We start from the raw sequence: 14,918 nt of genomic DNA, 5'->3' as shown, positions 1-14,918 counted from the left end.
GCCTTGGACACCACCTGGATGGAGACGATGGAATCGCCGCCCAGTGCGAAGAAGTCGTCGTCCACGCCGACCCGTTCGATCCCGAGTACCTCGCCGAACACCTCGGCGACGATCTCTTCGAGCGGGGTGGCGGGCGCCCGGAACCGCGGTGCGGTGATCACCGGTTCGGGCAGCGCGCGCCGATCCACCTTGCCGGTGGCGCTCAAAGGCAGTGTGCCGAGGACCATCACCACGTCTGGGACCAGGTAGCCGGGAAGCCGCTCGGCGGCAGCCTGCCGGACCCCGGCCGGATCGATCTCGGATCCGGCGCGCGGGACCACGTACGCCACCAGGCGAGCCACGGCGTCGGCGGTGTGGACGAGCACCACGGCCTGCCCGATGCCGTCCAGTTCGCACAGTGCGGCCTCGACCTCGCCGGGTTCGAGACGCTGACCGCGCAGCTTCACCTGGAAGTCGGCGCGGCCGACGAAAGTCAGTACGCCGGTAGCGGATTCGGAGGTCATCCAGCGCACCAGGTCACCGGTGCGGTAGAGCCGGTTGCCCGCCGGACCGTAGGGGTCGGCCACGAATCGGTCAGCGGTGAGACCGGGACGGCCGAGGTATCCGCGCGCCAGGCCCGCTCCGGACAGATAGAGCTCACCCACCACACCGACCGGCACCGGGCGCAGCGCGGCGTCCAGTACCCGCACGCCCATGCCGGGGATGCCCGCTCCGAGGTCGATCGGAGCGCCGGCGCGCAGTTCGCCGCTGATGGACATGATGATGCTGGCCTCGGTCGGGCCGTAGGTATTGAAGAACCGCCGCTGGGCCTCGGTGTCGGTGCGTGACCAGCGTTCGACCAGCCGGGACGAATAACGTTCGCCGCCGACGGTCAGCATGCGCAGCGTGTCGAGCCCGGCGGGTTCCAGTGAGGCCACCACCGACGGGGTCAGGAAGGCGTGGGTGACGGCCTGGTCGCGGATCAGTTCGGTGAGCGGTTGCCCGCCGTACACGTCGTCGGGGGCGATGACCAGAGCCGCGCCGGCCGGGACGGCGAGCAGTAGTTCGAGCATGGCGGCGTCGAAAGTGCGTGCGGAGACCGCCAATACGCGGGATTCGGCTGCGACCGCGTAGTCGAGGCGTTGCGCGGCGGCGACCGCGGCCAGGCCCGCATGGGTGACGGCGACGCCCTTCGGCCGTCCGGTGGAGCCGGAGGTGTAGATGACGTACGCCGTGTTGCCGGGCCGCAGCGCCCCGCACCGGTCGGCATCGGTGACGGCGGCCGACGGGCACTGCTCGAGTCGCTCCGTCACGGCCGGGTCGTCCAGGCACAGCCAGGAGACACCGTCCGAGGGCAGCGCGGCGGTGTGGCGTTCGGCCGTGATTCCCAGGCGCACAGCGGTATCGGCGCACATATACCGGTTGCGTTCGATCGGATAGGCGGGGTCCAGGGACAGGAATCCGGCACCGGTCTTGGTGATCGCCCACACGGCGAGCAGCCATTCGAGGGAACGCGGCAGCGCGATCGCGACCACCGATTCGGGGCCGATATCGCGTCCGATCAGCAAGCGGGCCAATGCGTTCGAGCGCTCGTCCAGCTCCCGGTAAGAAATGCTGTGGTCCGCGTCCACCACCGCGGCACCGTCCGGGTTCGCCGCCACCGCGGCGGCCAGCAGGACGGGCAGCGTGACGGCGTCGGTGGCGAATGCACCGAGCGCGGGAGTGCCGGTGCGGCCCCACTCCTCGACCAGCAAGTGGCGTTCGTCAGCAGACAACACGTCGATATCGCGGACCGCGACGGCGGAGTCGGTGGTGATCGCGCCGAACACCCGCTGCAGGCGATCGGCCAGGGTGGCGATCGTCGCGGGGTCGAAAAGGTCTGTTGCGTAACCGATATCGACGGGAATGGCACCGTCCGGGTCCGGCGTGTCGGTGAGGGTGAAGGTCAGGTCGAAGCGTTCGACGCCGGTTTCGGCACGGATCGGCGTCACCTCGAGGCCGGGCAGTGCGAGGCTCTCCCGGTCCAGGTTGTGGAAGGCGAGCAGCACCTGGAACAGCGGATTGTGGGCTTGACTGCGAGGCGGGTCGACGGCTTCCACGACCTGTTCGAACGGGATCTCGGCGCGCGCGAAGGCATCCAGGTCGACCTCGCGCACCCGGGCGAGGAGTTCGGCGAACGACGCCGAATCGTCCACGCGGGTGCGCAGTACGACGGTATTGACGAACATGCCCACCAGGTCGTCCAGCTGGGCCGATCCGCGCCCCGACACCGGTGAGCCGATGGCGATATCCGCGCTGCCGGACAGCCGGGACAGCACCACGGCCAGGGCGGCGTGGAAGACCATGAACAGCGTGACACCTTGTGCCGCAGCCAGTTCCCGCAGTCCGGCCACCACCGCCGGGTCCATCGTGAAGCCGTGGGTGGCTCCGCGATGGGACGCCACCGCCGGGCGTGGGCGGTCGGCGGGCAGCTCCAGGACTTCGGGGAGATCACGCAATCGCTCGATCCAATAACCCTGTTGCCGCGCGAGCAATGATCCCGGATCCTCTGCGGCACCCAGCAATTCGCGCTGCCACAGCGCGTAATCCGCGTACTGCACCGGCAGCGGCGACCACTCGGGTTGCCGCCCGGCGGACCTGGCCGCGTACGCCGCGGCCAGATCCCGCGCCAGGGGGCCCATCGAGAATCCGTCGGCGGCGATGTGATGCACCACCAGCACCAGTACCTGTTCGGCGTGGCCGAGCGCGAGCAGCCGGGCGCGGACCGGAACCCGCTCGGCCACATCGAATTTCACGGCGACCGACTCGGCGATCACCCGCGTGAGATCGGCAGCGCGCACGGTCCGCGGCGCGAGGTCGATATCGATCACGCCGTCGAGTTCGGCTTCCGGCACCACGTCCTGACGCGGCACGCCCGCGGTATCGGGGTATCGGGTGCGCAGTACCTCGTGCCGTCCGAGCACGTCCCGCACCGCCGCCGACAGCGCCTCGGCATCGAGCGCGCCCGACAGGCGCAGCACCATGGGAATGCTGTAGGCCACCGAATCGGGCGCGAAGCGGTTCACGAACCACATGCGTTGCTGCGCATACGACAACGGCACCTGTTCCGGTCGCGGCCGCGGTACCAGCGGCGGCGCGTCGTGGCCGGGCGTCGTCGCTCGCGCCTCCAGCAGTGCGGCCAGGTCCCCCACCGCCGGGGCTTCGAACACCTCGCGCACTCCGACTGTGCCGCCTACGGCTTCGGACAGGCGTGCCGAAAGCCGGGTCGCCGACAGCGAATTGCCGCCCAGCGCGAAGAAGTCGTCGTCGAGACCGACCCGTTCCACCGCCAGCACCTCGCCGAACACGCGCGCCACGGCGGTTTCGGTCGCGGTGCGCGGGGCCCGGTAGCCGGCGCGGGCCGCCACCGGTTCGGGCAGGCTCGACGTGTCCACCTTGCCGTTCACGGTGAGCGGCAGGGACTCCACCGGCAGGACGACATCGGGCACCATGAAGCCCGGCAGCCGCTGTGCCGCCGCCCGCCGCACCCGGGCCGGGTCCACCGCGCAGCCGGTGCCCGCGACCACGTAGGCCACCAGCCGCGCCCGCGCATCGGAGGCGTGCACGAGCGCGACGGCCTGATCGATGCCGTCCAGGGCACACAGGGCGGCTTCGACCTCGCCCAGTTCCAGGCGTTGGCCGCGCACCTTCACCTGGAAGTCGGCGCGGCCGGCGAAGCTCAATACGCCGGTGCCGTCCTCGGATTCGAGCCAGCGCACCAGGTCGCCGGTGCGATACCAGCGCTCGCCCGATCCGGCCGGATCGGCGATGAAGCGGGCCGCCGTCAAGCCCGGACGACCACGATAACCCTGGGCCACGCCGGGGCCCGATACGTACAACTCGCCTATGACTCCGGCGGGCACCGGCCGCAGCCAGGCGTCGAGGACCTGCGCGGACATGCCGCCGATGACCGAGCCCATGGTGACCGGATCGCCCGCGCGCAACGCGTCGCTGCCCGTCACCCAGATGGTGGCCTCGGCCGGGCCGTACAGATTGTGGACCCGGCGGCGGCGCGCGGTATCGGTGCGCGACCAGCGCGCGACCAGGGCGGGCGGGCAGGCTTCACCCGCCGCGATCAGCACCTCGAGATCGTCCAGGCCGGACGGGTCGAGAGCGACCGCCACGCTGGGGGTGAGGACGGCGTGGGTGACGCGTTCGGTCCGCAGCAGTGTGGCCAGGGCCGGTCCGGCGTAGACGTCGGGCGGTGCGGTCACCAGGGTGGCGCTGCCCGAAACCATCAGCAGCAGTTCGAAGATCGCGGCATCGAAGGTGCGGGCCGCGACGCTCAACACCCGCGAGTCCGGACCGGTGCCGAAGCGCCGGTGCTGCGCGCCGCGGACGCCGGCCAGACCGGCGTGGGTGATCTCGACGCCCTTGGGGCGTCCCGTCGAGCCCGAGGTGTAGACCACGTATGCGGTCGCGGCGGGATGCAATTCGCAACGGCGGTCGGCAGCGGTGATCGGCGAGGCCGGGAGCTGTTCGAGGCGTGCGGCGACGGCGGGGTCGTCGACAGCCAGCCAGGCCGGGCCGTCCGAGGGCAGGTCTTCGACGTGGCGACCGATCGTAATGCCCACTCGCGCACCGGAATCAGCGCACATGAACCGGTTCCGCTCCAGCGGATGCGCGGGGTCGAGGGACAGGAAGGCCGCGCCGGTTTGCGCGATCGCCCATACCGCTTGCACCCATTCCAGTGAGCGCGGCACTCCCACCGCGACCACGGAGCCGGGGCCTGCGCCGCGTTCGATCAGCAAGCGCGCCAGCCGGTTCGAGTGTTCGGCGAGTTCGCGGTAGGTGACGCGCCGCTCCCCGTCCACCACCGCGCACCCGTCCGGGTTGGCCGCCACCGCCTGTGCGAGCAGGGCCGGCAAGGTCGGTTCGTTGTCCGCGTCCGGGGTTTCGAGGTCGAGTGCGTTGCCGCGGCCCCAACGGTGCAGCCGCGCCAGTTCCGCCGCCGGGAGCGTGTCCAGGTCACGCACCGTCATCGACGGATCGGCGGTGACGGCGCTCAGCACCTGTCGCAGCCTGGCCGCGAGCGCGGTGATCACGGCCGCGTCGAATACCTCGGGCCGGTATTGCAGCCGGATGCGCAGCCCGTCCTGGACGGTGACGCTGCAGGTGAGCGGGTAGTGGGTCGAGTCGGCGGCGTCGACGCCGGTGACTTCCAGGTCGCTGTGTGCGGTGAGCCGCCGGATGCCCTGCGCGTCAACGGGATACGACTCGACCACCATCACGGTATCGAAGAGGGCCTCGTAGCCGGTGCGGGCATGGATATCGGTCAAGCCCAGGTGGTGATGCTCGAGCAGCGCCGCCTGTTCACCCTGGAGACGAGCCCACAGCCGGGTGAGGGGCTCGGCGGGCCGCAACCGCACGCGGGTGGGCACGGTGTTGACGAACAGGCCGAGAGCGCTGTCCGCGCCGGGCAATTCGGCGGGCCGCCCGGATACCGTCACGCCGAACACCACATCCCTGCGACCGCTCAGCTGGGCCAGCAGCATCGCCCACACCGATTGCAGGACGGTATTGACCGTGACACCGGCGTCAGCGGCCGTTGCGGTCAGGGCGCGGCCCGCCGCCTCATCGAGGGTGATCCATTCCTCTTCCACCGCACCGTGATTCGGCGCGTTGCCCGCGACGAGTGTGGGTTCGGCGCCGTCCAGGGCCGCCGTCCACGCATCCAGCGCGGCCTCGTGATCGCGAGTCGTCAACCACGACAGGAAATCCCGATACGAACCCGCGGGCCGGGTGGCGCCGTCGAGGTAGCGGGTGAACAGTTCGGTGACGAGCAGCGGGTAGGACCAGCCGTCGAGGATGAGGTGATGGTTCGTGAGCAGCAGCGCCCAGCGATCGACGCCCAGCCGCGCCACCGTGCAGCGCAGCAGCGGTGCGGTCGCGGGATCGAAGCGCTCGGCCCGCTCCGCCGCCATGAGCGCGGTGAACGCGGCCTCGGGATCGGCATTGTTCGTGAGATCGACCGATTGCCAGGGCAATTCGACGTCCTCGGTCACCACCGCGACACTCGTCCCGCCGCCGGTGGTCGTGAAGGCGGCACGCAATCCCGGATGCGCGGCGAGCAGACCGCGCGCGGCTTCCCGGAGTCGTTCGGGGTGCAGTTCGCCACGCAGCCGCAGCGCCAGTTGCGCGACATAGGCATCCGGCTCGGCGGTGCCGGTGAGTCCGGTGTGGAACAGCAATCCGGCTTGCAGCGGCGTCACCGGCCAGACATCGGTCAGCCCCGGATACGCCCGATCGAGCGCGACAACTTCGGGCTGGGTCAGTGTCACCAGTTCGAAGTCGGACGGGGAATGTCCACCGGCGTCCGGGGTTTCGGCGTGCGCGGCGATGGCGATCAGCGTCTCGGCCCACAGTTCGGCCAGTTCTTCCACGTCCGCGCGGTCCAGGAGGGTGCGCGGGAAGCGGAATCCGGCCCGGAGCCGGTCGTCGATCACGATCGCGTTCACGTCGAGGGCGATGGTGACCGGCTGCCGCGGGTCCGCGGCGACCGGCTGTTCGGCCTGCCCGCCGGTGACCTGACCGAGGTAGTTGAATCCGATGCCGCCCGGCATTCGATCCGGCAGCAGCGCGGCGGTTTCCGGATTGAGGTAGCGCAGCAGGCCGTAACCGATGCCCTTGTCCGGGATCGCGCGCAAGGTGTCCTTGACCGACCAGACAGCCGCCGCGACCGCGTCGCCGTGTTCGACGTCGATGCCGGTCAGGTCGAGCCGGACCGGGAACACCGTGGTGAACCAGCCGACGGTCCGGGACAGGTCCGCGCCCGGAACCACCTGTTCCTCGCGCCCGTGGCCTTCGAGCCGTACCAGCAGCGTCGGTTCGTCGAGCCGCCGCCGTGACCGCCAGATGCGCACGGCCACAGCCAAACCCGCGAGGAGGCCGTCGTTGACGCCGCCGTGGAACACCGCCGGGACGCGCCCCAGCAGCGCCCGGGTCACCGCCTCGGGCAGCGTCACCTCGACTTCGTCCAGGGTGGCCGCGGTGTCGACGGCGGGGTCCAGGGCGCGTTCGCCCCAGCTCGGGTCCGGACCGGTCACCATGGACTGCCAGAGCGGAAGTTCTTCCAGCCGTGCGGGTTCGGCGGCCGCGGCCGCCAAGCCGTGCGCCCAGCGCCGCATCGAGGTGCCGACCGGGTCGAGCACCGGGATCCGGCCCGCCGCGATCTGCTCGAAGGCCGAGAGCAGGTCCGGCAGCAGCACCCGCCAGGACACGCCGTCCACCGCCAGGTGATGGGCCACCACCAGCAGCAATCCCGGGGTCTCGCCGTCGTTGTCGAGCCACACGAACTGGACCATGACGCCGCGCTCGGGGTCCAGGCGGTCGGTGGCCGAGTTCAGCTGTGCGGCAGCAGCATCGGCTTCCGCGGCCGGTCCCGCCGGTATGCGGTGGCGATGCAGTACCGCCGCGGCGGGCACGCTGCCCGGCGGTTCCACCAGCAGTGACCACCCGCCGGCCGGTTCCCGCCGCAATCGTGAGCGCAGCATGTCGTGGTGATCGAGAAGGGCGGTGATCGCCGCGAGCACGGCGGTCTCGTCGATACCGGCCGGGAGCCGCAGCGCCATGTGCTGTTCGAAGCGCTCGAATCCGTTGTCCCACTCCACCATCCACCGCGCGACCGGCAGCAACGGCAGCTCGCCGACGCCACCGCCGGGCAGTTCCGCGAGCACGCCGGTGTGCGCGGTACCGGCGGCACGCGCGGTCGCGGCCAGCCGCGCCGGGGTGCGCTGTTCGAATACGTCGCGGGGCCCGAACACCACGCCGCGCGCCCGCGCTTTCGCCACCACCTGGATCGACACGATGGAGTCGCCGCCGAGGGCGAAGAAGTCGTCATCGACGCCGACCCGGTCCAGACCCAGCACTTCGGCGATCACCGCGGTGATGATCTGCTCGAACGGCGTGGCGGGCGCACGGAACTCCCGGGTTTCGGCCGCGGGCTCCGGCAGGCTCCGGCGATCGACCTTGCCGCTGCTGGTCAGCGGCAGCTCGTCCAGGGCCATGACCACATCCGGCACCAGGTAGCCCGGCAGCAGCTCGCCGACCTCGTGCAGCACCGTTTCCTGGTCCACCGTGCGGCCCGGCTCGGGCACGACGTAGCCGACCAATCGGCCGCCGCCGGACGTGGGGTGCACGACGGCGATGGCCTGGGCCACGCCGTCGACGGCGGCCAGTGCGGCTTCGATCTCGCCGGGTTCCAGGCGCTGCCCGCGCACCTTGACCTGGAAGTCCGAGCGCCCCACGAAAACCAGGGTGGCCGTGCCGGATTCGCCGGTCACCCAGTGCACCAGGTCACCGGTGCGATACAGGCGCTGCCCGGGTGCGCCGAACGGATCGGCCACGAAACGGCCTGCGGTGAGCCCGGGCCGGTCCCGATAGCCGCGCGCCACCCCGGGGCCCGCCACGTACAGTTCACCGACCACCCCCGCGGGCACGGGCCGCAGCCAGGCGTCCAGCACCACCGCGGACATTCCCGTGATGGGTGTGCCGATCGCGGGCGTCCGGCCGGGCAGCAGTTCCGCGGCGGTCACCCAGATGGTCGCCTCGGCCGGGCCGTACAGGTTGTGCACGCGGCGTGCGCCCGCCGCATCGGTGCCCGCCCAGCGCGCCGCCAGCTGCGGTCCGCACCGATCGCCGCCGGTGAGCACCACCCGCAGGTCGTCGAGTCCGGCCGGTTCCAGCGACAGCGCCACCGACGGCGTCAGGAACGCGTGGCTCACCCGCTGGGCTCGCAGCAGGTCCCGCAGTTCCTCGCCGCCGTACACGTCCGGCGGTGCGACCACCAGTGTCGCGCTGCCCGAGAGGGCCAGCAGGAGTTCGAGAATCGCCGCGTCGAAGGTCCGGGCGGCCACCGCCAGCACCCGCGCCCCGGCGTCGACGACGCAGCGGCGGGCGTGGTCGGCGCGCACGGCCGCGAGACCGGCGTGCGTGACCTCGACACCTTTGGGGCGTCCGGTCGAACCGGAGGTGTAGATGACATACGCCGTGCCGTGCGGGTGCACGAGCCCACGGCGATCCGCGTCGGTCAGCGCATCGGCGCTGAATGCCGCCGGCTCGAGTTCCGCCAGGTCGATCACGTCGGCTTCGGGCGCCGCGAATCCGAGATCGCCGCACGAGAGCACCCAGCCGACGCCGGAGTCCGTGCACAACAGACGGTTTCGCTCCGCCGGATGCGCGGGGTCCAGTGACAGGAACGCCGCACCGGTCTTGGCGACGGCCCACACCGCCAGCACCCAGTGCAGGGACCGTTCGATCCCGACCGCCACCGTGGATTCGGGGCCCGCGCCGCGTCCGATCAGCAAGCGCGCCAATCGATTCGATCGCTCGTCGAGCTCGCGATAGGACATGCGCAGCTCGCCGTCGATCACCGCGACACCGTCGGGGTTCGACGCGACCGCCGCGGCCAGTAGCGCCGGGAGGGTCGGATGCTCCGTCAGTTCGTCGGGGATTCCGTTGCGTCCCCAGTCCCGGACGAGCCGCTGCCGTTCGGGTTCGGACAGCACCTCGATATCCCGCACCCGCACCGCCGGATCGGCGGTCACGGCACGCAGCACCGCGCGCAGGCGATCGACCAGGTTCGCGATGGTGCCCGGATCGAAAAGGTCGGTGGCGTAACCGAGTTCCACCGGGATCGCCCCGTGCCCGTCGGGGGCGTCGGTCATGGTGAAGGTCAGGTCGAACCGTTCGGTGCCGGTGTCCGCGCCGGAGGCCGCCACCACCACTCCGGGGAGTTCGAGCACCGCCTGGTCGAGATTGTGGAAGGCGAGCATGACCTGGAACAGCGGGTGATGCGCCTGGCTGCGCGGCGGGTCCAGGGCCTCCACGACCTGCTCGAACGGGACCTCCGACTGCGCGAACGCATCCAGGTCCACGCCGCGGACCTGGGCGAGCAGGTCGGTGAACGGCTGCGCTTCGTCCACGCGGGTGCGCAGCACCACTGTGTTGACGAACATGCCGATCAGATCGTCCAGTTCGGCCGCGCCGCGCCCGGAAACCGGTGAGCCGATGGCGATATCGGTGCTGCCGGACAGCCGCGACAGCACGACCGTGAGCGCGGCGTGGAACAGCATGAACACCGTGACGCCCCGAGCCTGCGCCAGGTCGCGTAATCCGGCGACCAGCGCCGGTTCCAGGACGAAGGCGTGGGTCGCGCCCCGATGTGAAGCGACCGCCGGGCGCGGGCGATCCCAGGGCAGTTCCAGTACTTCGGGCAGTTCCCGCAATTGCTCCGACCAGTAGGCGACCTGCCGCGACTGCGAGGACTCCGGATCGTCGGCGGCGCCGAGCAGTTCCCGTTGCCACAGTGCGTAATCCGCGTATTGCACCGGCAGCGCGGGCCAATCGGGTTGCTGCCCATGGCGCCTGGCGGTGTAGGCGGTGGCGAGGTCGCGGGCCAGCGGCCCCATGGAGAAGCCGTCGGCATTGATGTGATGCACCACCAGCACGAGCACGAACTCATCGGCGCCCACCGCCAGCAGCCGCGCCCGCAACGGAACCCGCTGGGCCACATCGAAACCCACCGAGACCAGTGCCGCGAGTTCGGCTTCGGCACCGGCCGCATCGACCGGAAGCGCGGTCAGGTCGATATCCGCCGCCCGCTGCAGCTCGGCCACGGGCACCACCGCCTGGTACGGCACCCCGGCCACGTCCGGATAGCGGGTGCGCAGCACCTCGTGCCGGGCGAGCACATCCAGTACCGCTGCGGCCAAGGCGAATTCGTTCACCGCGCCGGACAGCCGGATGACCATCGGGATGTTGTAGGCCGCCGACTCCGGATCGAACCGGTTGACGAACCACATCCGCTGCTGCGCATACGACAACGGCACCCGTTCGGGCCGCCGGCCGCGCCGCAAGCGCGGGACCGCGTCGCGATGCGCGGTGTGCTCCACCCGCCCGGCCAGCAGCGCGGCCAGGTCCTCGGCCACCGACGCGTCGAACACATCGCGCACCGTCACCGTGACGCCGACGCCTTCGGACAGGCGCGCCGATAGCCGGGTCGCCGACAGCGAATTGCCGCCGAGGGCGAAGAAGTCGTCGTCGAGGCCGACCTGTTCCATCCCGAGCACTTCGGCGAACACCGTGGCCACGATCTCTTCGGTCACGGTGCGCGGCGCCCGGTAGTAGGCGCGCGCCGCGACCGGTTCCGGCAGCGCCGCCTTGTCCACCTTGCCGTTCACGGTCAGCGGCAGCGCGTCCAGGACCATCGCCACATCCGGCACCATGTAGGCGGGCAGTTGCGCGCCGAGCCGTTCGCGCAGCAGCTTGCCGAGTGCCGTTGGGGCGCACCATTTCTCGTCGGGGGTCAGGAAGTCTGGTCGCGCCGTGTCGACGTCGGGGTCCGGGCCGACGGTGGCGCGGTAGGCGTAGACGATGTGCAGGTCGGTGCCGACCACGTTCGGCGACACCCGGGCGGCGGAAACGAATCCGTGCTCGTGCAGCAGGTTCTCGATGCGGGCGAGCCGGCCTTCGACATCGTGGACCTCGATGACCATGCGGTCGATGAGCGGCCAGTGCTCGGGTGCGATACCGCGCAAGGCGTCCAGTTCGCTGCCTTCGACATCGAGTTTGAGCAGGTCGATCCGGTCGATGCCGTATTCGGTGATGATGTGCGACAGCGTCCGGACCGAGACGTCGACGCGTTCGAAGTCCAGGCGGTCCTCGATCAGCTGATCGACATAGCTCTCCCCCAGATCCGCGCTCTCGGCGGCGTATTCGTGATGCAGGAAGGATTCGAGAATGTCGTGCTGCACGCGGCTGTCGGTGCCGCGCCCGGACATGACCGACATTTCCGGGTAGTAGGTGAAAGTGTCGGTGGCGGCTTCCGCGCCGATGGCGTACGGCACCACGGTGGCGTCGAGGCCGTGCAGCCGCGAGTTGGCCTCGTACATGCGCCGCAGTTCCGGCATGGGTTCGACCGCGAACAGCCGGACCGCCGGGGAGGTGCGTTTGGCGTAGACCGAGAACATGCCGACGTGCGCGCCGATATCCACGATGCAGCCGGTGGCGGGGATGGCGATGCCGTCGTGGCAGTATTCGCCGTTCTCGAAGATCTCCTCGTACAGGAATTCGACATTGGAGCGGTTGCGGCCGACGATCGGCATGCCATTGGGCATTTCGTGCAGTTCGCCCGGCGCGATCACGCCGTCGCGTTGCAGCTCCAGGCAGGTCGCGGCCACCGGGGCGAAACGCGGGTCCGGGACCAGGTAGGCGACCAGCTGGGTGTCCGGCGCGGCCTCGGGCGCGGCGGGTGCGGCGGTATGGGTGGTGACGACGGCGCGGCCGACCGCGGGCTGATCGGCGAGCACGGCTTCGACCTCGCCCAGTTCGATGCGATAGCCGCGGATCTTCACCTGTTCGTCGGCGCGCCCGAGGTATTCCAGCACCCCGTCCGCCGTCCAGCGGACCACGTCCCCGCTGCGATACAGGCGACCGCCGTCCGGGTCGAACGGGTCGGCGACGAAGCGCGCGGCGGTCAGCGCCGCCCGGCCGCGATAGCCGCGCGCGACCTGATTGCCCGCCACGTACAGTTCCCCGGCGACCCCCACCGGGACCGGCCGCAGCCAGGCGTCGAGGACATAGACGCGCAGGTTCGCCAGCGGCACGCCGATCGGGCTGCTGCCGAGGTCGCCGTTCCAATGCTGTTCCGTGAGCGGCTGTTCGGTGACGTGCACCGTGGTCTCGGTGATGCCGTACATGTTCACCAGCGCCGGGCCGCCGGGCGCACCGGCAGGCCGCCAGCGCGCCAGCCGCTTGGGGTCCAGGGCTTCACCGCCGAACACCACCATGCGCAGCGCCGAATCCTCCAGCGCGGCGCTGCGTGTGGATTCGATCAAGGCGTAGAAGGCGGACGGGGTCTGGTTGAGGATGGTCACGCGCTGCGCGACGATCAGCTCCCACAGCTCCGCCGGGGAGTACGCGATCTCGCGCGGCACCACGACCACCCGGCCGCCGTGCAGCAGCGCGCCCCAGATCTCCCACACCGAGAAGTCGAAAGCCTGTGAGTGGCACCAGGTCCAAACGTCATCGGGGCCGAAATCGCACCAGGGCGCGGTGCTCTCGAACAGCGACACCGCGTTGGCGTGCGTGACGGCCACGCCCTTGGGTTTTCCCGTGGTGCCCGAGGTGTAGATGACGTAGGCGATATTGCCCGGCCGCGACGGTCGCGGCGCGGTGGCCGGCGCCTGATCCTCGATGGTGTCGTCGGTGATGACCAGGGCGGGCGCGGCGTCGGCGAGAATGTAGGCGAGCCGATCAGGTGGCGAGGTCGGGTCCAGCGGCAGGTAGGCCGCGCCCGCTTCGAGCACCCCGAGCATCGCCGTGATCAGCGGAATGCCCTTGGGAAGCGTAATGGCCACAACGTTTTCCGGCCCCACGCCCTGTGCCGCCAGCGTGGCCGCCAATCGGCTCGCGCGCGCTTGCAGCTCGGCGTAGGTGATCTCCTCACCGCCCGACACGACGGCGATGGCATCGGGTGTCGCCGCGGCCTGCCGTCGGAACAGGTCGGTGAGCGTGACGCCGTCGTCGATGGGTAACGCGCTGTCGTTCCACTCCCCCAGCACCCGCGCTCGTTCCTCGGCGTGCAGCAACTCGATGGCGCGGACCGGCGTCCCGGCGTTGGCCTGGCACGCGCGAAGGAACTCCCCGAAGAACCGGATGAACCGATCATGGTGCCGCGCAAGCTCTTCCGGCGTGTACAGGTCGTGGTTGGCGACGAAGTCCACGCGCGTGCCGCCCGAGGCCGCATCGGAATAGACGCTGACCGACAGATCCGACACCAGTCCCGGGGTCAGCACCTCGAGCTGCCCCACGATGGGCCCCAGCACCACGTCGGTGTCGAACATCATGAGGTCCACGTACGGCCCGAAGACCTGCGTCTGCGGGGTGAGCCGCCCGATATCGCGGAACATGTCCTCCTGCCGGTACCGCTGCCGGCGCAGGACGTCGATCAACCGCTGCTGGGTCGCCGCGATCAGCTCGCCCGCGGTGATGAACGGGCTCAATGTGATTCGGAACGGCAGCGTGTTGGCGAGCATGCCGCCGGACCGCAGCGCCGCCGTGGTGACGCGCGCGGACACCGGCAGGCTGAGCACGATATCGTCGCCGCCGGTCATGCGGCCCAGGAACGCCCCGAAGGCGGCCAGGATCGGCACCGCCGGGTTGGTGGAGGTCGCCTTGACCACCGCGGTCAGCAGCCCCCCGGTCGCCGCGGGCAGTACCGCGCCCACCGAGATCGGGTGCGCGTCCGCCTGCCCGCTCTTCCCGGCCAGGCTCACCGGCGCGGGCAGCCCGGCCAGCTGCTCGCGCCAGAACTCGCGGTCGGCCGCGAAACGCTCGGACTCCCGGTACTTTTCGTCCTCGGCCACCAGGTCGGCGAGACCCTTGACCTTGGAGGCGGACGGCTCCCGGCCCTCGACCGCTGCCGTGTACACCTCGCCGATACGGGCCAGCAGCGTCATGGCCGCCAGCCCGTCCATCGCGATGTGATGGGCGCGCAAATACCAGAACCAGCGCGACTCCGCCACCCGCAGCACCGCGGTGGTGATCAGCCGATCCCGGTGCAGATCGACCGGGCGGCTGTATTCGGCGCGCATCCACTCCCGCGCCGCGCCGATCGGGTCCGCGGCCGTCCGCAGATCCAGGCATTCGATGCCCTCGCCCAGCGGCCGGTCCACCGCCTGCCGCGGAATGCCGTTCTCCTCGAGCACCCGCAGCCGCCCGGCCTCGAACTCGCCCGCCACCCGCCAGAACGCCGCCGCCAGCACTCCGGTATCCAGTGCGCCGCGCAGGTCGATACACAGCGCATTGGTGAACGGCGTGGCGCCGGTCAACTGTTGCGCGTACCAAATCCCTTGCTGGGCAGCCGATAACGGAAAAGAGTGCGAACGTGCGCCGGTCAA

Annotated in this window: 1 protein-coding gene (cut by a window edge); it reads right to left on the bottom strand. The window is 70.6% G+C overall.

Translation table 11 applies throughout. The features are described from left to right. Positions 1-14,918, bottom strand: the 5' portion of a protein-coding gene (locus tag NY1_RS17830) for a non-ribosomal peptide synthetase (protein ID WP_084535066.1). Its footprint begins 13,525 nt before the window's first position; the window shows 14,918 of its 28,443 coding nt (coding positions 1-14,918); it begins with the start codon at positions 14,916-14,918; its stop codon lies off the left edge, out of view.

This window comes from Nocardia yamanashiensis NBRC 100130 (assembly GCF_001613325.1).
Classification (GTDB): domain Bacteria; phylum Actinomycetota; class Actinomycetes; order Mycobacteriales; family Mycobacteriaceae; genus Nocardia; species Nocardia yamanashiensis.
This window is presented reverse-complemented; position numbering and strand designations above follow the sequence as displayed.